The organism is Luteimonas dalianensis, from assembly GCF_049339425.1.
GTDB classification, from domain to species: Bacteria; Pseudomonadota; Gammaproteobacteria; order Xanthomonadales; family Xanthomonadaceae; genus Luteimonas; species Luteimonas dalianensis.
On record NZ_JBMPPO010000001.1, the window covers coordinates 1 to 17378 of the forward strand.

The 17378-nt window shown below is 70.2% G+C and carries 16 protein-coding genes and 2 tRNA genes; 8 read left to right on the top strand and 10 right to left on the bottom strand.

Annotated features, from left to right (window positions below; translation table 11 throughout):
* Nucleotides 1–12 precede the first annotated feature (12 nt).
* The 4 genes from amaB to rnd form a co-directional block, all read right to left on the bottom strand.
* Nucleotides 13–1545: an L-piperidine-6-carboxylate dehydrogenase gene (gene amaB, locus ACOZ90_RS00005; RefSeq protein ID WP_422891584.1), complete on the bottom strand. Its 1533-nt coding sequence runs from the start codon at nt 1543–1545 to the stop codon at nt 13–15.
* Nucleotides 1546–1654: 109 nt separating this feature from the next.
* Nucleotides 1655–1731: transfer RNA gene (locus ACOZ90_RS00010), tRNA-Arg, on the bottom strand.
* A gap of 106 nt (nt 1732–1837) precedes the next feature.
* Nucleotides 1838–1913, bottom strand: a tRNA-Ala gene (locus ACOZ90_RS00015).
* Between the two features lie 50 nt (nt 1914–1963).
* The gene (rnd, locus tag ACOZ90_RS00020) at nt 1964–3046 is read right to left on the bottom strand and encodes a ribonuclease D (protein WP_422891585.1); all 1083 of its coding nucleotides are present in this window, start codon (nt 3044–3046) and stop codon (nt 1964–1966) included.
* Between the two features lie 111 nt (nt 3047–3157).
* Between rnd and ACOZ90_RS00025 the strand changes: the two genes are divergently transcribed.
* Both ACOZ90_RS00025 and ACOZ90_RS00030 read left to right on the top strand, forming a co-directional pair.
* Nucleotides 3158–5005 (top strand): SUMF1/EgtB/PvdO family nonheme iron enzyme, encoded by a 1848-nt coding sequence (locus ACOZ90_RS00025; protein ID WP_422891586.1) that lies wholly within the window; start codon nt 3158–3160, stop codon nt 5003–5005.
* A 42-nt stretch (nt 5006–5047) separates the two neighbouring features.
* Nucleotides 5048–5938, top strand: coding sequence for a M48 family metallopeptidase (locus ACOZ90_RS00030; RefSeq protein WP_422891587.1), 891 nt, complete (start codon nt 5048–5050; stop codon nt 5936–5938).
* A 26-nt stretch (nt 5939–5964) separates the two neighbouring features.
* Here ACOZ90_RS00030 and phbB (ACOZ90_RS00035) read toward each other — a convergent pair whose 3' ends face one another.
* The 4 genes from phbB (ACOZ90_RS00035) to gluQRS all read right to left on the bottom strand — a co-directional run bounded on the left by phbB (ACOZ90_RS00035) (nt 5965) and on the right by gluQRS (nt 9029).
* On the bottom strand, nt 5965–6705 hold the full coding sequence (gene phbB / locus ACOZ90_RS00035) for an acetoacetyl-CoA reductase (RefSeq protein WP_422891588.1): 741 nt from the start codon (nt 6703–6705) through the stop codon (nt 5965–5967).
* A gap of 13 nt (nt 6706–6718) precedes the next feature.
* On the bottom strand, nt 6719–7198 hold the full coding sequence (gene phaR, locus ACOZ90_RS00040) for a polyhydroxyalkanoate synthesis repressor PhaR (RefSeq protein WP_422891589.1): 480 nt from the start codon (nt 7196–7198) through the stop codon (nt 6719–6721).
* A 121-nt stretch (nt 7199–7319) separates the two neighbouring features.
* Nucleotides 7320–8060 (bottom strand): beta-ketoacyl-ACP reductase, encoded by a 741-nt coding sequence (gene phbB, locus ACOZ90_RS00045; RefSeq protein ID WP_422891590.1) that lies wholly within the window; start codon nt 8058–8060, stop codon nt 7320–7322.
* 57 nt (nt 8061–8117) lie between these two features.
* Nucleotides 8118–9029, bottom strand: coding sequence for a tRNA glutamyl-Q(34) synthetase GluQRS (gene gluQRS / locus ACOZ90_RS00050; protein WP_422891591.1), 912 nt, complete (start codon nt 9027–9029; stop codon nt 8118–8120).
* Nucleotides 9030–9133: 104 nt separating this feature from the next.
* Here gluQRS and htpX point away from each other — a divergent pair, with 104 nt between their 5' ends.
* Nucleotides 9134–10027, top strand: coding sequence for a protease HtpX (gene htpX, locus ACOZ90_RS00055; RefSeq protein ID WP_422891592.1), 894 nt, complete (start codon nt 9134–9136; stop codon nt 10025–10027).
* Between the two features lie 54 nt (nt 10028–10081).
* Here the strand turns inward: htpX and ACOZ90_RS00060 are convergent, their stop codons facing one another.
* Both ACOZ90_RS00060 and epmB read right to left on the bottom strand, forming a co-directional pair.
* Nucleotides 10082–12160 carry an EAL domain-containing response regulator gene (locus ACOZ90_RS00060; protein ID WP_422891593.1) on the bottom strand — a complete coding sequence of 693 codons (2079 nt, stop codon included), beginning with the start codon at nt 12158–12160 and terminating at the stop codon, nt 10082–10084.
* Between the two features lie 64 nt (nt 12161–12224).
* Nucleotides 12225–13229 (bottom strand): EF-P beta-lysylation protein EpmB, encoded by a 1005-nt coding sequence (gene epmB / locus ACOZ90_RS00065; protein ID WP_422891594.1) that lies wholly within the window; start codon nt 13227–13229, stop codon nt 12225–12227.
* A gap of 90 nt (nt 13230–13319) precedes the next feature.
* On the opposite strand from epmB, the gene efp reads away from it, so the two are divergent.
* The 5 genes from efp to ACOZ90_RS00090 are packed head-to-tail and all read left to right on the top strand — an operon-like array spanning nt 13320 to nt 17331.
* On the top strand, nt 13320–13886 hold the full coding sequence (efp, locus tag ACOZ90_RS00070) for an elongation factor P (protein ID WP_422891595.1): 567 nt from the start codon (nt 13320–13322) through the stop codon (nt 13884–13886).
* 26 nt (nt 13887–13912) lie between these two features.
* The gene (locus tag ACOZ90_RS00075) at nt 13913–15253 is read left to right on the top strand and encodes a TRZ/ATZ family hydrolase (protein WP_422891988.1); all 1341 of its coding nucleotides are present in this window, start codon (nt 13913–13915) and stop codon (nt 15251–15253) included.
* Nucleotides 15250–15969, top strand: a complete 720-nt coding sequence (gene ubiG, locus ACOZ90_RS00080; protein WP_422891596.1) for a bifunctional 2-polyprenyl-6-hydroxyphenol methylase/3-demethylubiquinol 3-O-methyltransferase UbiG — start codon at nt 15250–15252, stop codon at nt 15967–15969. Before ACOZ90_RS00075 ends, ubiG begins: the two co-directional genes overlap by 4 nt.
* On the top strand, nt 15959–16657 hold the full coding sequence (locus tag ACOZ90_RS00085) for a phosphoglycolate phosphatase (protein WP_422891597.1): 699 nt from the start codon (nt 15959–15961) through the stop codon (nt 16655–16657). Before ubiG ends, ACOZ90_RS00085 begins: the two co-directional genes overlap by 11 nt.
* Nucleotides 16654–17331 carry an isoprenoid biosynthesis enzyme family protein gene (locus ACOZ90_RS00090; protein WP_422891598.1) on the top strand — a complete coding sequence of 226 codons (678 nt, stop codon included), beginning with the start codon at nt 16654–16656 and terminating at the stop codon, nt 17329–17331. Before ACOZ90_RS00085 ends, ACOZ90_RS00090 begins: the two co-directional genes overlap by 4 nt.
* Nucleotides 17332–17378 lie beyond the last annotated feature (47 nt).

A 17378-nucleotide genomic window follows, 5' to 3' on the forward strand; every position in this document is an offset into this window, starting at 1 on the left:
CGCGCCGGTCTGTTACAGGTCGAACTTGATGCCCTGGGCCAGCGGCAGGTCGTCGGAGTAGTTGATGGTATTGGTCTGGCGGCGCATGTAGGCGCGCCACGCGTCCGAACCCGACTCGCGGCCGCCGCCGGTGTCCTTCTCGCCGCCGAAGGCGCCGCCGATTTCCGCGCCCGAGGTGCCGATGTTGACGTTGGCGATGCCGCAGTCCGAGCCGGCCGCCGAGAGGAACTTCTCCGAGGCCTTCAGGCTCTCGGTGAAGATCGCCGAGGACAGGCCCTGCGGGACGTCGTTCTGCATCGCGATGGCCTCGTCCAGGTCGCTGAACTTCATCACGTACAGGATCGGGGCGAAGGTCTCGGTCTGCACGATCTCGGCGTCGTTGGTCAGGCCGGTAATGATGGTCGGCAGCACGAAGTTGCCCTTGCGGTCGAGCTTTTCGCCGCCGGTGGCGACGGTGCCGCCGGCCGCCCTGGCCTTTTCGATCGCGTCCAGGTAGGCCTGCACGCCCTCGGGGCTGTTGAGCGGGCCCATCAGGTTGGCCGGGTCGATCGGGTCGCCGATCTTCGTTTCCACCTGCTTGTAGGCGGCCACCAGCTTCTCCAGCACGTCGTCGTAGATTGACTCGTGGATGAAGGCGCGGCGGGTGGTGGTGCAGCGCTGGCCGGCGGTGCCGACGGCGCCGAAGGCGATGGCCGGGATCGCCAGCTTCAGGTCGGCGGTCTCATCCACGATCATGGCGTTGTTGCCGCCCAGCTCCAGCAGCGAACGGCCCAGGCGGCGGGCCACGCGCTCGCCGACGTGGCGGCCGACCTTGGTCGAGCCGGTGAAGCTGACCAGGTTGACGCGGCGGTCATCGACGAACTGCTCGGCCAGCTCGTTGCCGGCGTCGTTGATCAGGAAGAAGATGTCCGGGAAGCCGCCCTTCTTCAGGGCTTCGTTGCAGATCCGGATCGAGGCGATGGCCGACAGCGGGGTCTTGGCCGAGGGCTTCCACACGCAGATGTTGCCGCAGGCGGCGGCCACCAGCGCGTTCCAGGCCCACACCGCGACCGGGAAGTTGAAGGCGGAGATGATGCCGACCACGCCCAGCGGGTGCCACTGCTCGTACATGCGGTGGCCGGGGCGCTCGGAGTGCATGGTCAGGCCGTACAGCTGGCGCGAGAGGCCGACGGCGAAGTCGCCGATGTCGATCATCTCCTGCACCTCGCCGTCGCCCTCGGGCTTGGACTTGCCCATTTCCAGGGCAACCAGCGAACCCAGCGCGTCCTTGTGCTCGCGCAGGGCGTTGGCGCACAGGCGAACGGCTTCGCCGCGCAGCGGGGCGGGGGTGGTGCGCCAGGTCTTGAACGCCTCCTGGGCGCGGGTGATCACGGTCTCGTAATCCTCGGCGGTGGTGGCCTGCACCTTCGACAGCACGTCGCCGCTGCTCGGGTTGATCGGCTCCAGCACGCCGGCGCCGGTGGCCTTCGACCACTCGCCGTTGCCGAGGTAGGTGCCGGATTCGCTGTCGTTCAGGCCGAGGGCGGTGAGTACGGGATGGGGCATTGAGGACTCCTGCGATTGGGATCGACGGGGGGCATGTTGATGGACGCCGCCATGCGTGCCTGCGGCACGGCTGCGACGGCCGTGGTGTGGTCGATCGGACATGTGGACTTGGCGACCCCGGCACGATTCGAACGTGCGACCTACGCCTTAGGAGGGCGTCGCTCTATCCAGCTGAGCTACGGGGCCGTGATCGCGCCATTTTCGCATGGAGTCGCCGGTTTCCCAACCGCATGTCCGGAGCCAAACGAAAAGCCCCGGGGCCGTGGGGCGCCCGGGGCTTGCGTTTGGATCTTGGTGGAGCCAGGCGGGATCGAACCGCCGACCTCGTCATTGCGAACGACGCGCTCTCCCAGCTGAGCTATGGCCCCGTTGAATCGAGAGGGGTGCATTATACGGCCGACGCGGCCGCGGGCAAGCGTTACGGCAGCAGCGGGGTGAGCACCGGTTCAAGCTCGGCCCGGCGCCATCCGCCCAGGGATTCGGGCCATTGGCCGGTTTCCAGCAGCTGCTCCAGCTTCCGGCGCGAGGCGAGTACGCCGTCGGGCAGACCCAGCCTGGCGCCGTGCGCGGCGACCGCGTCCTGCAGCTGGCGAACCTGCTTGCGGTCTGCCTCGGCGGCGGGGGGCGGCGGCGCCTGGTCTTCGTCGGGAAGCGGGGTGTCCAGCGCGCTCCAGATCTGCGCGGCGAGCTTGCGCGGCGCTTTCGGGCGGGCGTCGAGGACCTGCTGCAGGGCGTTCCGGTCGGCGGGCGGGTTGCGCGCCAGGTCGGAAGCCAGCTCGTTGTCCAGCACCCAGCTGCGCGGACGGTCGCGCTCGCGGGCGTGCTCCTCGCGCCAGCGCAGCAGGCGCAGCAGGCGCGTGCGCGCGGCCTCGTCCAGGTACTGGCTGGCGCGAAACGACAGGTGCGGCCAGCGCTCGGCGCCGTTTTCGGCGGTGGCGAGCATGCGCGCGCAGTCTTCTTCGAACCATTCCGTGCGCCCGGAGTCTTCCAGGGCCCGGGACAGCCGCTCGTGCAGGGCGGCCAGGTGGCGGACGTCGTCGGCCGCGTATTCGAGCTGGGCGGGGCGCAGCGGGCGCTTGAGCCAGTCCGAGCGGGTCTCGCCCTTGGGCAGATCCACCCCGACCAGTTCGCTGACCAGCCGCTGGTAGCCCATCCCGGCGGCGATGCCGGTGAGCGCCGCGGCCACCTGGGTGTCGAACAGCGGCGCCGGCACTGCGCCACAGGCGTGGTGGAAGGCCACCAGGTCTTCCCCGGCACTGTGCATCACTTTGGTGATGGACGTGTCCAGCAGCAGCGGGCGCAGGGCGTCGGTGATTCCCGGTTCCAGCGGATCGACCAGCAGGATGTCATCGCCGATGGCCAGCTGCACCAGGGCCAGCTGCGGCCAGTAGGTGCGCTCGCGGATGAATTCGGTATCCAGCCCGACCTGCGCCGGGTTGCTGGCCAGGTGCCGCTGCAGCACGGCGGGATCGGTGATCCAGATCGGTTTGGATTCGGACATGGGGCGGCAGGTTAGCAGGTCGAAGTTGCGCCGGAACCGCTTCGCGGCGGATTGACGGTCTCCGCACCGCGCCCTACCGTCGCGGTTCGAGCCTGTTGTCGAGACCTCCGTTTGCGTCTGCCTGTACTTGCCACCGTCATCCTGATCGCGCTGCTGGGTGCAGGCTGCCGTGACGATGGCGGTGACCAGGCGCCCGTGGATGCCGTGGAGGGACGGGTGTCCTCGGGCAGCGTCACCATCAGCGGTGACGACAGCGAGGCGGCCAGCCTGACCTGGAGCCGGCCGCAGGTCGAGCTGGACGGGGAAGAGGAGACGGCCGGCGAGGTGCGCGAGCAGGCGGAGGTGGCGCTGGAGCAGGATCGCCTGTTCGACGACGGCGATTCGGCGATTCCGCTGTACCTGGCGCTGCTGGATCGTGACGCCGATGACGAAGAAGCCCGGGCCGGCCTGGAGCGCTCCCGGGAGCGCGTGCTGGCGATGGGCGACGCGGCGCTGGCCGAGGCCGGCGAGGACATCGTGGCCCTGCGCGAAGCGCGCCGGGTGGCGGCGGTGGCGCGCGCGGTATGGCCCGACGGAGATGCGGTCGAGGGCTACCTGCAGCGGGTGGATCTGGCCGAGCAGCTGTGGGAGCTCAACCGCCAGGCCGAGCAGGAGATGCAGGCCGGTCGCTATGGCGAAACCGGCGGCGGCGCGCTGGCCATCCTGCGCAGGGCGCTGGAGCTGTCGCCGGGCCAGCCGCGCGCGATGCAGAACCTGGCCGCGGTGGAAAGCGCCCTGATTCGGCGCGCCGAGGATGCCGCGGACGAGGACGATTTCGAGACCGCGGCCCGGTGGCTGGAACACGCCGGACAGATCCGGCCCGAGAGCGCCACGGTGCCGGATGCGCGCGCGCGGGTCGCGCGCCTGCGCGAGGGCCGGATCGCGCGCCTGCGCGACCAGGGCGTGGCGGCACTGGGCCAGTTCGACGGCATCGCGCGCGCGCGCGAGATCCTGGGCGACCTGCTGCGCATCGCCGACCCCGGGGATCCCGACGCCGCCGAGCTGCGCGAGCGGATCGACCTGGCCGTGCACTACGGGCTGTTCCGCCCGGGCCAGGTGTTCACCGACGCGCTGGAAACCGGTGGCCGCGGGCCGCGCATGGTGGTGGTGCCGCACGGGGCTTTCACCATGGGCGCGCCCGAGGACGAGGACGGTTCCACCGACCAGGAGCGGCCGCAGCGCAACATCCGCTTCGAGCGTGGCTTTGCCATGGCCATGACCGAGACCACCGTGGGCGAGTTCCGCCGCTTCGTGAACGCCACCGACCACCAGACGCGGGCGTCCCGGCGCGGCTTTTCGATGGCCTGGGACGAGCGCAGCGGCAACTTCGTCCGCAGCAGCAACGTGGACTGGCGCTCGGACTATGCGGGGCGGCGGGCGGACGATGCCATGCCGGTGCTGCACGTGAGCGCCGAGGATGCGCAGGCCTACGTGGAGTGGCTGTCGGAGCAGACCGGGCGCCGCTACCGGCTGCCCAGCGAGGCGGAGTTCGAATACGTCGTGCGGGCCGGCTCGGCCACGCCGTTTCCGTGGGGGGAGGGCAGCCCCCGGGAAGGTTCGGGCAATTTCACCGGCGAGCAGGATCGCTCGGAGGGCGGGCGCAGCTGGAGCAATGCGTTCGACGGCTACGGGGACGGTCATTGGGGGCCGGCATCGGCGGGGAGCTTCACGCCCAATGCATGGGGCGTGCACGATCTTGCCGGTAACGTAAGCGAGTGGGTCGCCGACTGCTGGCATGACAACTATCGAAGGGCCCCCCGTGACGCCGCGGCCTGGGTCAACCCGGGCTGCCGCATGTTCGTCATCCGCGGTGGCGCCTGGGCCAGTTCGCCCGACCAGACCCGCTCGTCATGGCGGGCGCCGGCCGCCCGCGACACTACCAATGCGCGGATCGGCTTCAGGGTGGTTCGCGAGCTTTGATCGTTCCCGGCGCCCCGGCGCCACAGCCTGCGGAGAAGCGTGATGAGGCAGCAACCGGATACTGGCCAGGGGCGTCCGGCCCGGCGTCGTGGGGGCGGACTGCGGATATGGGTGCTGCTGGCGTTCATCGCCTACGGCGCCTGGTACTGGTATTCCAACCAGAGCGTGGATCCGGTGACCGGCGAGAACGTGCTGATCGACCGCAACCTGTCGACCGAGGATGAGAAGGCACTGGGCCTGCAGGCCTACCAGCAGATCCTGCAGCAGGAGCGGTGGGTGGATCCGGACGCGACCATCTCGCGCGAGATCCGCAACATCGCCGAGCGCCTGGTGGCCAAGGTCGAGGTGGTGGAGGCCGCGCTGGCGGCCGAGCACGGCATGGAGCCCACGCGCTTTTCAGCGGATTTCGACTGGGAAGTGAACGTGATCGACTCCGACCAGGCCAACGCGTTCGCCCTGCCTGGCGGCAAGATGGCCGTCTATACCGGCCTGGTGCCGGTGGCGCAGAACGAGGACGCGATGGCGGTGGTGATGGGCCACGAGATCGCCCACGCGGTGCTGCGCCACGGCGCCCAGCGCATGGCCCAGCAGCGGCTGAGCCAGATCGGCCAGGCTGCCGGCGCCTTCAGCGGCATGGATCCGCAGCAGCAGCAGATGGTGATGGCGGCCATGGGCTACGGCTACCTGCTGCCGTACGCGCGCAAGCACGAGACCGAGGCCGACGAGGTCGGGCTGATGCTGGCCGCGGCGGCGTGCTTCGATCCGCGCGAGTCGGTGCCGCTGTGGCAGCGCATGGGGCAGGGCAGCGGCGGGCAGGCGCCGCCGGAGTTTGCCTCCACCCACCCCAGCTCGGCCACCCGCATCGCGAACCTGGAGGCGCTCATGCCCAAGGCGCTCGAATACCGCGAGCGCTTCTGCGAACAGGCCCGGTAGGTCGGGGCCAGGCCCCGACGCCCGGCTCAGAAGCTGATGAACAGCCCGCCGTTGACGGGCAGGTTGGCGCCGGTGATGAAGCCGGCGTCGTCGGCGGTGAGGAACTCCACCGCGCGGGCGATCTCATCCGGCCGCCCGAGCCGCCCCACCGGCACCTTGCCGACGATGCCGTCGAGGATCTCCTGCGGCATCGCCTTGACCAGCGCCGTCTCGCAGTAGCCGGGGGAAATCGAGTTCACGGTCACGCCCTTGCGCGCGACTTCGCGCGCCATGGCCATGGTGAAGCCGTGCATGCCGGCCTTGGCGGCCGAGTAGTTGGCCTGGCCGAACTGGCCGGTCTGGCCGTTCACCGAGCTGATGTTGACCACCCGCCCGAAGCCGCGCGTGGTCATGCCCGCCACCACAGGCTGGCACATGTTGAACACGCCGCCCAGGTTCACGTCGATCACCTGCTGCCACTGCTCGCGATCCATCTTGCGCAGGGTGACGTCGCGGGTGATGCCGGCGGCGTTGACCAGGATGTCGAGCGAGCCGCGCTCGCGCTCGGTGTCCGCCACGAAGGCGGCGCAGGCGTCGAAGTCGGAGACGTCCAGCGCCGCGAAGCCGATGTCCAGGCCGTCGACCTCGCCGCGGAACGCTTCGAGCCGCTCGTCGTTGCCGCCCAGGTCGGCGGCGATCACGCTGCGGCCCGCGCGGGCCAGGGAAATGCAGATCGCGGTGCCGAGACCGCCTGTGCCGCCGGTGACGACGGCAATGCGCTTGTCCATGGGATCCTCCGCCTCAGCGTCCGCGTTTGTCGTCGTCGCCCGAAGGCTTCTGGCCGACGCTGCCGGTCAGGTTCTGCTGGAATTCCTGCCACATTTCCAGGTTGCGCTCGGTGAGCTTGTTCATCATCGCCCACGGCGTCTGGTCGAGCATGCCGCCCATCTGCTTGCGGAACTGGTGCTGCTGATCCATGAAGGCCTGCATGGACTGATCCAGGTAGCTGCCCATGAATCCCTGCATCGAGTCGCCGTAGAAACGGATGATCTGGCTCAGCAGCCGGGTCGAGAGGATAGGGCTGCCTTCCTGCTCGTGCTCGGAGATGATCTGCAGCAGCACCTGGCGGGTCAGGTCGGCGCCGGTCTTGGCGTCGAGCACCTCGAATTCCTCGCCGTCCACGATCAGCTGGCGGACATCTTCGATGGTGATGTAGCTGGAGATCTCGGTGTCGTAGAGGCGGCGGTTCGGATACTTCTTGATGACGCGGACGGAGCTCATTGAGCGGGCACCCTGAAGCGGTTGTTGCCACGCAGCATGGCGCAGCCATCGGGTGCTTGCAAGTTGAAGCGGCGCCCCGCGAGGGGATGTCCGGCCGCCGGCGCGGACATCCCGGCGGCGGCTACCAGCCCATGTACTGGCCGCCGTTGGCGGACAGGTTGGCGCCGGTGATCCAGGCCGCCTCCTCGGGCAGGAAGAAGGCCACCGCGTAGGCGATTTCCTCCGGCGTACCCAGGCGTCCGGTGGGGATCTGGGCGACGATCTTCTCGCGCACCGCCTCGGGCACGGCCATCACCATGTCGGTGCCGATGTAGCCGGGCGACACGGTATTGACGGTGATGCCGTGGCGCGCGTTCTCCTGCGCCAGGGAGATGGTGAAGCCGTGCATGCCGGCCTTGGCGGCGGCGTAGTTCGCCTGGCCGTACTGGCCCTTCTGGCCGTTGATCGAGCTGATCTGCACCACCCGGCCCCACTTGCGGTCGCGCATGCCGTTGATCACCGGCCGGGTGACGTTGAACACCGAGTTGAGGTTGGTGTTGATCACGTCGTGCCACTGTTCGGCGGCCATCTTGTGGAAGGTGCCGTCGCGGGTGATGCCGGCGTTGTTGACCAGGATGTCGACCGGACCCAGCGCCTCTTCGACCTGGCGCACCATCGCTTCGGCTTCTTCGGGGCTGGAGATGTCGCCGCGCACGACGGTGACGTCGTAGCCGTCGGCCTTCATCTTTTCCTGCCAGGCGCGGGTCTTTTCCTTGTTGCGGTAGTTGGTCGCCACCTTGTGGCCGGCGTCGATGAGCCGCTTGCAGATGGCGGTGCCGATGCCGCCGGTGCCGCCGGTAACCAGTGCCACGCGTGTGCTCATGTCCATTTCTCTCCGGGAGTGGTGGGCTGGTGCGCAAAGTGCGCATGCCACCCGATTCTATGCACGCCGGATGACTGGTGTGTTGTGCGCTGCGGCGAACGTGGGCGGAGCGGCCAGCAGCAGTTCCGGGTCGAATGCGCACAGGGCGGCGGCCAGCAGCGACTGTGGCGAGAGCAGTCCCGCAAGCGGCGCGGGCTCCTGGCCCAGGGCGGCCCAGGCGGCGCGCAGGGCGGGAACGGGGTCGGCGTCGCCCACCGGCAGCGCATGGAGCGACTTGGACAGCTTGGCGCCATCGGCATCCAGGGCGACGGGCAGGTGGGCGTACTCGGGGGTCGGCAGCCCCAGCCGCTGCTGCAGGAAGACCTGGCGGGCGGTCGAATCAAGCAGATCCGCGCCGCGAACCACCTGGGTGATGCCCTGGGCGGCGTCGTCCACCACCACCGCGAGCTGGTAGGCCCAGGGGCCGTCGGCACGGCGCAGGACGAAATCGCCGACCTCCGTGTCCAGGCGCTGCCGGATCGGCCCCCGCAGCAGATCCTCGAAACCGGCCGTGGTGCCGTCCGGCACCCGCAGCCGCACCGCGGGGTCGGGGCGCCGCCGGCCGGCCACGCAGGCGCGGTGGATGCCGCCCCCGCCGGCCAGGTCGGATCGGCTGCAGTGGCAGGTGAAGGCATCTCCCGACGCGACCAGCTGATCCAGCGCCGCCTGGTAGGCCTCGCCGCGGGTGCTCTGGAACATGACCTCGCCGTCCGGCACCAGGCCGAAGGCATGCAGGCTGCGCAGCTGAGCCCGGGCGGCGCCGGGGACTTCGCGCGGCGGATCCAGATCCTCGATCCGCACCAGCCATTCGCCGCCGGCGCGGCGGGCCAGCAGCCAGCTGCCCAGGGCGGCCAGCAGCGAGCCGAAGTGCAGCGGCCCGGTGGGCGAGGGGGCGAAGCGGCCACGGTAGGGGGCGGGTGCGGGCGGCATCGGATCAGTATCGCGCAACTTGAAATTCACTTCGTGCGTACATAATTCAGCGGCATGCCCCGCCATCAGCGCGGGCACTTCCATTCCCCGGAGCCGAAAGCCCCATGTTCAAGCGCGTAGCCCTGTTCCTCGCCACCAACCTCGCCGTGCTGGCGCTGGTCAGCATCGTCATGGCCATCTTCGGCATCGATCCGGCCACCAACGCCGGGCTGCTGATGTTCGCGGCCGTGTTCGGCTTCGGCGGCGCGTTCATTTCACTGGCCATGTCGAAATGGTCGGCCAAGCGCGCCACCGGCGCCCACGTCATCACCCAGCCGCGCAACGAAGGCGAGCAGTGGCTGCTGGCCACCGTGCAGCGCCAGGCCCGCGAGGCCGGCATCGGCATGCCGGAGGTGGCGATCTACGACGCCCCGGAAATCAACGCCTTCGCCACCGGCGCGCGCCGCGACAACTCGCTGGTCGCGGTGTCCACCGGCCTGCTGCGGGCGATGACCCGCGACGAGGCGGAGGCGGTGCTGGCCCACGAGGTGGCCCACGTGGCCAACGGCGACATGGTCACCATGGCCCTGCTGCAGGGCGTGCTCAACACCTTCGTGATCTTCCTGGCGCGCATCGTCGGCCGGGTGGTGGACAACTACCTGAGCGGCGGCCGCGACTCGGGCGGGGGGATCGGCTATTTCGCGGTGGTGTTCGTGCTGGACATGGTGTTCGGCCTGTTCGCCAGCATGATCGCGATGTGGTTCTCGCGCCGGCGCGAGTTCCGCGCCGATGCCGGCGGCGCCGAGCTGGCGGGCCGGGAGAAGATGATCGCCGCGCTGGAGCGCCTGAACCAGACCTACGGCCAGAACACCCTGCCCAAGCAGGTGGCCGCGTTCGGCATCAGCGGCGGCGTGGGCGCCGGGCTGAAGAAGCTGCTGATGAGCCACCCGCCGCTGGAAGAGCGCATCGCCACCCTGCGCAATGCCTCGGTGAAGTCGGGCATGACGATCAGGGCCTGACGGCCCGGGAACCCGCTGTTCCGATCCCGGGCCAGGAGCGCGCACGGCGCGCTCCTAATCGAAGTCGTAGGTCATCTCCGGGCCGGTGCCGGCCAGGAAGTTGCCCTGCGCATAGTCGACTCCGGCGCCGAACAGGATCGACATGCTGGCCGCATCCTGGATGTGCTCGACCACGGTGCGGATCCCCATCTCGCGCGCCTTGGTCGCGATCTCGTTCACGCGCTGCTGGTTGTCGGCGTTCTGCGCCAGCTCCTCGCTGAAGCTGCGATCGAGCTTGAGCAGGTGCGGCTGCAGGTGCGAGAGCAGCTGGAACGAATCCAGGCCGACGCCGAACTGCGACAGGGCCAGGCGGCAGTCGTACTTGCCGATTGCCTCGGCGAAGTCGCGGACGGCCTTGAGGTGGGTGAACACCTTGGCTTCTGGCAGCTGCAGCACCAGGTACTCGCCCGGCACGCCGTGCTGGGCCAGCTGTTCGCCGATGTAGCGCACCAGGCTGTCGTCGTGCAGCGAGGCCTGGCTGATCTTGACCAGCAGCGTGGTGGGTTTGTCCGCCTTCATGCGTTCGCCGATCCTGGCGATGGCACGGCCGACCACGTGGTGGTCGATCTCCCACAGCAGGCCCTGCTCTTCGGCGATCTGCAGGAATTCGAGCGGCTTGACCAGCTCGCCTTTACCGTCGTCCAGCCGCAGCAACGACTCGTAGACCGCGCCGCTGTCACCGTGCAGGCTGATCACCGGCTGGTAGTGGAGGACGAAGCCGTTGTTGTCCAGCGCGTCGCGAAGGCGTGCGACCCAGGCCTGGACGTGCTCCTCTTCCGCGCGGTCGACTGCGCCGGGGTCGAAGATCTCGTGGCGGTTGCCGCCAACGCCGGCGGCGGTGTGTACCCCCTCGTCGGCCTTTGCCAGCACCTGGCTGACGCTGGCGATCTTTTCGCCGATCTGCACGCCGCCGATGCTGACGGTGATCACGACCGAGTGCCGGCCGACGTGGAACATATTGCCGGAGAAGGCGGCCAGCAGCTGTTTGGCCAGCTCCGTGGTGACGCCGTAGTCGGCGTCTGGAACCAGCACCGCGAGCCGGTGCTCGGAGTAGCGGGCGGTCACGGCTCCTTCGCCCACGCAGGCGAGCAGGAGCTCGGCAGCCGCCTGGGCCAGGTCATCGGCCGCGTCCAGGCCGATTTCCTGCAGCAGGTTCTGGTAGTTGTCCGGTTCGATCATCAGCAGGCCGTGCCGTCCGCCTGCATCGGCCGCGTTGGAGACCGCGTCTTCAAGCCTGCGCAGGAAGGTGGGCCGGTTCAGCAGGCCGGTGACCTGGTCGCGCTGGCGCAGCTCTTCGACCTGGCGGGCAAGCTCGGGGTCGGTCTCCTCGCGGCGGAAGATCACCTGCAGGCAGGGCTCGCCCTCGTACTGGGCATGGGTGAACTCCATCGAAGCGGGGAAGCCGTTGCCTTCGATGTCGCGGGCCTCCAGCTCGTGGCGGGCCGGCGGCGGTTCGCCCTTGGCCATGCGCTTGAGCAGGTCCTTGAACTCCTCCACGTGCTGGGACGCCACCATGTCCAGCAGTGAGATGCCTTCCACGTCGTCGAACGAGTCGTAGCCGAACATCTCCAGGTACGCGCCGTTGGCGCGGATGTGCATGCCCTCGTGGATGTAGGCGATGGGGTCGCGGGAGGAGTCGATCAGCGCATCGCAGCGGCGTTCGGTCTCACGGATCCGGACTTCCAGCCGGCGCAGCGCCCGCCGCGCATCCAGGTCGTTGCGCTCGTCGCGCACGGCGCCGAGCAGAAGCTGGGAGTTGTCGCGCAGCACGATCCGGCGTACGCCGTGGCCGTGGGCGAACTTGAAGGTTTCGCTGTCGATCGAGCCCGTCACCGCCAGCAGCGGCACGTCCTTTCCGCTGGCCAGCAGCTGCTGGGAAACGTCCTCCAGGGCGATCCCGGTGGCGTCCACCGCGGCCAGCACCATGTCGATGCCCTGGCCGGCAAGCATCCCGGCCAGTTCTTCGGAAGTGGCGGGACGCAGCGGGCGCACGGCGATGCCGGCGTTGCGCAGCGTGCTGACGATCGCCTCGGCGTCTTCCATGCTGTCGTCGACCACCATCAGACGCAGCGCGTTGTCCTGATTTTTCGCCATTTACCCTCCCCCGATGCACCGGGCCTTATGCCATGACAGTGGCGCCGCGTCCATGCCGGGCGCCTCAAAGTGGACGTTTGGAACCATCTCCGGCCACTTCGCGCACCAGCCGGGGCACCAGGTAGCCGGACAGGCGGTCGCGCAGGGTGGCGTGCAGCTCCAGGGCGCGGGCGTCGGGCACCTCGAAATGGGCGGCGCCGGCCACCCGATCCAGCTGGTGCAGGTAGTAGGGCAGCACGCCGGCCTCGAAGCCGCGTTCACACAGCGCGGCCAGGGCGTCTTCGTCGTCGTTGACGCCGCGCAGGAGCACCGCCTGGTTGAGCACGGTGGCGCCGGCCCCGCGCAGCCGGCCCATCGCCGCGTCCACGGACGGGTCGAACTCGTTGGCGTGGTTGGCGTGGATCACCACGGTCACCGGCCAGGGCAGGGCACGATGCCAGGCGAGCAGCTCGTCATCGATGCGCTCGGGCAACACCACCGGCAGGCGGCTGTGGATGCGCAGGCGGCGCAGCTGCGGCGCCGCGGCCAGGGCGTCGGTGAGCTCGGCGAGCTTGGAGGTGGCCAGCGACAGCGGATCGCCGCCTGACAGGATCACCTCGTCGATGCCGGGGTCTTCGGCGATCGCGGCAACGGCCTCGCGCCATCCCGCCGCCGCCGCGGTTTCCTCGGCGTAGGGGAAGTGGCGCCGGAAGCAGTAGCGGCAGTTCACCGCGCAGCTGCCGGTGGCCACCAGCAGGGCCCGGCCCCGGTACTTGCGGATCAGGCCGCGGCCGGCCCGGGCCGCGCCGTCGCCCACCGCGTCGGCCGTGAAGCCGGGAACCGGGCGCATTTCATCGTCCAGCGGCAGCACCTGGCGCAGCAGCGGGTCGGCGGGGTCGCCGTGCCGCATCCGGGCCACGAAGCCGCGCGGCACGCGCAGCGGGAACTGCGCCGCCGCGGCGTCGGAGATGGCCAGGCCCGCCTGTTCCAGGCCCAGCATGGCGAGCAGTTCGCGCGGGTCGCGCACGGCTTCGCGCCAGGCCTGCTGCCAGCGCCGTGGCTGCATGGGTACGGGTGCTGCGGGTATCATGTCCGGCTAGTTTACCGTCGCCCGCCGGCCCCGGCGCGGCCCACGCCTTTCCAATCCGCCCGCGCGGCGGCAAACGCAGGAGCAACCCGTATGGCCACCCACGGCATGAACGACGTCAAGAACGGGATGAAGATCCTGGTCAACGGCGAACCGGCGATCATCACCGACACCGATTTCGTCAAGCCGGGCAAGGGCCAGGCCTTCACCCGGGTGAAGTACCGCCAGATCCGCACCGGCCGGGTGCAGGAAATCACCATGAAGTCGACCGACTCGGTGGAAGGCGCGGACGTGATCGACACCGACATGCAGTACCTGTACAGCGACGGCGAGTACTGGCACTTCATGAACCCGGAGACCTTCGAGCAGGTGCAGGCCGACGCGGCCGGCATGGGCGGCGCGGAGAAGTGGCTCAAGGGCGAGGAGGAGTGCGTGGTCACCCTGTGGAACGGCAACCCGATCCAGGTGGTGCCGCCGAACTTCGTCGAGCTGCAGATCACCGAGACCGATCCGGGCGTGCGCGGCGACACCTCCGGCGGCGGCGGCAAGCCGGCCACCCTGGAGACCGGCGCCGTGGTGCGGGTGCCGCTGTTCGTCGGCCAGGAGGAAGTGATCAAGGTCGACACCCGCTCCGGCGAGTACGTCAGCCGGGTGAAGTGATCACGCCCAGCAACCGCCACGAGCCGATGACCGACCACGCCCCCGAATCCGTCGACCTGCTGATCGAAGCCGGCCACGTCGTGCCGGTCGAACCGCACGGCGTGGTGCTCGAAGACCACGCGGTGGCGGTGCGCGACGGTGAAATCGTGGCGGTGCTGCCGGCCGCCGAGGCCCGCTCCCGTTTCGCGCCGAAGGAAACCCTCTCGCGCCCGGACGGCGTGCTGATCCCGGGCCTGGTCAACGCCCACACCCACAACCCGATGACCCTGATGCGCGGGGTTGCCGACGACCTGCCGCTGATGGTGTGGCTGAACCAGCACATCTGGCCGATCGAAGCCGCGGTGATCGGGCCGGCCTTCGTGGCCGACGGGGTGGCGCTGTCGATCGCCGAGATGCTCCGCGGCGGCACCACCTGCGTCAATGAGAACTACTTTTTCCCCGACGTGCAGGCGGCGACCTACAAGCAGCACGGCTTCCGCGCCCGCGTCGGCCTGCCGGTGATCGACTTCGCCACCGCCTGGGCCGGCAGCGACGACGAGTATTTCGACAAGGCCGGCGAGGTGCACGACCAGTGGCGCGGCGACGCGCTGATCGACACCGCCTTCGTCCCGCACGCCCCGTACACGGTCAAGGACGCCAGCTTCGAGCGCATCCGCATGCTGGCCGACCAGCTCGACGTGCCGGTGCACCTGCACCTGCACGAGACCACCCAGGAGGTGGAGGAGTCGCTGAAGCAGTACGGCCAGCGCCCGATCGCGCGCCTGGATCGGCTGGGGCTGGTCAACGACCGGCTGGTGGCGGTGCACATGACCGACCTGACCCGGGCCGAGATCGAGCTGTGCGCCGAGCGCGCGGTGTCGGTGGTGCACTGCCCCGAATCCAACCTCAAGCTGGCCTCCGGCTTCTGCCCGGTGTGCGCGCTGGAGCGGGCCGGGGTGAACCTGGCGATCGGCACCGACGGCTGCGCCAGCAACAACGACCTGGACATGTTCGGCGAGACCCGTACCGCGGCCCAGCTGGCCAAGGCGGTGGCCAGGGACGCGGCCGGCTTCAGCGCCGCCAGCGCCCTGCGCGCGGCCACCCTGGGCGGAGCGAAGGCCATCGGCTTCGACCACCTGGTGGGCTCGATCGAGCCCGGCAAGCAGGCCGACCTGGCGCTGGTGGATCTTTCCCCCATCGAGACCCAGCCGCTGCACAACGTGCTCTCGCAGCTGGTCTACGCCACCGGCCGCCACCAGGTGAGCGACGTGTGGATCGCCGGCCGCCGCAAGCTGGCCGGGCGCGAGCTGGTCGACATGGATACCGCTGCCCTGGTGGCCAACGCCAGGCAGTGGCGCGAGCGCATTGCCGGAGTGCAGCTGAAGTGACCGCCGCCAATTTCCGCCAGTCCGAACTGGACAAGTTCGCCGCCCTGGCCAGCCGCTGGTGGGATCCGCAGGGCCCGCAGAAGCCGCTGCACGCGCTCAACCCGGTGCGGCTGGGCTACGTGGCCGATCGGGCCACGCTGCGCGGCGCCGAGGCGCTGGACGTGGGCTGCGGCGGCGGCCTGCTCAGCGAGGCGCTGGCGGGCGAGGGCGCTTCGGTGACGGCGATCGACCTGGCCGAGGAGCTGGTCAGGGTGGCCAGGCTGCACGCGCTGGAGTCCGGCGTGGAGGTCGATTACCAGGTCAAGGCGGTGGAAGCGCTGGCGGCCGAACGCCCCGCCAGCTTCGACGTCGTCACCTGCATGGAAATGCTTGAGCACGTGCCTGATCCGGGCGCGATCCTGCGGGCCTGCGCGACGCTGCTCAAGCCGGGCGGCCGGCTGTTCCTGTCCACCCTCAACCGCACCCCGGCGGCGTTTGCGCTGGCCATCGTCGGGGCGGAGTACGTGGCCGGGCTGCTGCCCAGGGGCACCCACGCCTACCAGGATTTCATCCAGCCCTCGGAGCTTGCGGCGTGGCTGCGCGAGGCCGGGCTGCAGCTGGAGGACGTCAGCGGCATGGCCTACATGCCGTGGCGCAACGCCGCGCGGCTGTCCTCGCGCACCGACGTCAACTACCTGGCCTGCGCGCTCAAGCCGGACGCCGGCAATGGCGCCTGAGGCCACCGGCGGCGGTTTCCCGCCCGCGGTGCTGTTCGACCTGGACGGCACCCTGCTCGACAGCGCGCCGGACATGCTCGCCACGGTCAACCGCATGCGCGCCGCGCGCGGCGCCGGGCCGATGGCGCTGGAGGCGCTGCGGCCGGTGGTGTCCAAGGGCGCGCGGGCGATGTCGGCGGTGGCGTTCCCGGAGATCCTGCCGCAGCGGCTGCCCGATCTGGTGCCCGAGTTCCTGGACATCTACCGCCAGGAGCTGGGCCGCCACAGCCGGCCCTTCGACGGGGTGGAAGAGCTGCTCGGGGCGCTGGAGGCGGCCGGCACCAGCTGGGGCATCGTCACCAACAAGCCCGAGTCCCTGGCCCGCGAGATCCTGCCGCAGCTGGGCTGGCAGTCGCGCTGCGCGGTGCTGGTGGGCGGCGACAGCCTGGCCGAGCGCAAGCCGCATCCGCTGCCGCTGCTGCACGCCGCCGAAGCGGTGGGCGTGGCGCCGGGCGAGTGCGTCTACGTGGGCGATGACGAGCGCGACATCATCGCCGCCCGCGCCGCCCGCATGCCGTCGGTGGTGGCCCTGTGGGGTTACCGCCTGGCCGAGGACGACCCGGTGGCCTGGCAGGGCGACGTGCTGGCCGAAGACGTGCGGGAGCTGCTTGATCCCTCCGCCTGGCCGGCCACGGCTGGCGCGCGATGAGCGAAGAGGGCAAGGGCACCGCGGCGAGCTTCATCGAAAAGTGGCGTTCCCGGTGGCCGGAGTGGAACGTGGCCGAAGTGTTCGTTCCCGCCGCCCGGCGGCCGGCCGTGGACGCCTGGTTCACGCTGCTGCAGGAGCTGTACGAGGCGGCGTGGGGCGGCTCCGACCCGACCCCGGGGCTGGCCAAGCTGGCCTGGTGGCATGAGGAACTGGAAGGCTGGGAGAAGGGCGCGCGGCGGCACCCGCTGGGTGAAGTGCTGCAGCGGCAGCCGGCGCCCTGGAGCCGGCTGGGGCGGGCGCTGAACGTGCTGCCGGGCACCCGTGGACAGCCCGCTGCCGAGGCGGCCGCGGCGCTGGCCGGGCTGGGATCGGCGGTGTGGGCCTGTGACGCGGCGCTTGTCGCCGAGGACGGGCGCGAGCCTGCCGCCCCGGCGAACGCGGACGCGCCGGCCGTCGTGCTGCTCGGCGAGCGCGCGCTGCTGGCGGGCGCGGATGCGGACACCGCGTGGCTGCTGGAGCACTGGCCTTCCCGGCTGCCCGCGGCCCATGTGCGCAGAATCCACGCGGCGCTGCTGCGGGCCCGGCTCGGCGCGCTGTCGCGCGGGCAAGAGCCGGCCGCGCTGCCGGGCTGGCGGGTGCTGGCGATGAGCTGGCGCGCGGCGCGATCGGGCTGATCAATCGCTTCGATGCCGGACGCAGCGTTGCGCGGACGTTCGGCCCG

Coding starts and splice junctions, on each gene's coding strand:
- amaB (WP_422891584.1), bottom strand. CDS start 1,545: ATGCCCCATCCCGTACTCACCGCCCTCGGCCTGAACGACAGCGAATCC.
- rnd (WP_422891585.1), bottom strand. CDS start 3,046: ATGTCCGAATCCAAACCGATCTGGATCACCGATCCCGCCGTGCTGCAG.
- ACOZ90_RS00030 (WP_422891587.1), top strand. CDS start 5,048: ATGAGGCAGCAACCGGATACTGGCCAGGGGCGTCCGGCCCGGCGTCGT.
- phbB (WP_422891588.1), bottom strand. CDS start 6,705: ATGGACAAGCGCATTGCCGTCGTCACCGGCGGCACAGGCGGTCTCGGC.
- phaR (WP_422891589.1), bottom strand. CDS start 7,198: ATGAGCTCCGTCCGCGTCATCAAGAAGTATCCGAACCGCCGCCTCTAC.
- phbB (WP_422891590.1), bottom strand. CDS start 8,060: ATGAGCACACGCGTGGCACTGGTTACCGGCGGCACCGGCGGCATCGGC.
- gluQRS (WP_422891591.1), bottom strand. CDS start 9,029: ATGCCGCCCGCACCCGCCCCCTACCGTGGCCGCTTCGCCCCCTCGCCC.
- htpX (WP_422891592.1), top strand. CDS start 9,134: ATGTTCAAGCGCGTAGCCCTGTTCCTCGCCACCAACCTCGCCGTGCTG.
- ACOZ90_RS00060 (WP_422891593.1), bottom strand. CDS start 12,160: ATGGCGAAAAATCAGGACAACGCGCTGCGTCTGATGGTGGTCGACGAC.
- epmB (WP_422891594.1), bottom strand. CDS start 13,229: ATGATACCCGCAGCACCCGTACCCATGCAGCCACGGCGCTGGCAGCAG.
- efp (WP_422891595.1), top strand. CDS start 13,320: ATGGCCACCCACGGCATGAACGACGTCAAGAACGGGATGAAGATCCTG.
- ACOZ90_RS00075 (WP_422891988.1), top strand. CDS start 13,913: ATGACCGACCACGCCCCCGAATCCGTCGACCTGCTGATCGAAGCCGGC.
- ACOZ90_RS00085 (WP_422891597.1), top strand. CDS start 15,959: ATGGCGCCTGAGGCCACCGGCGGCGGTTTCCCGCCCGCGGTGCTGTTC.
- ACOZ90_RS00090 (WP_422891598.1), top strand. CDS start 16,654: ATGAGCGAAGAGGGCAAGGGCACCGCGGCGAGCTTCATCGAAAAGTGG.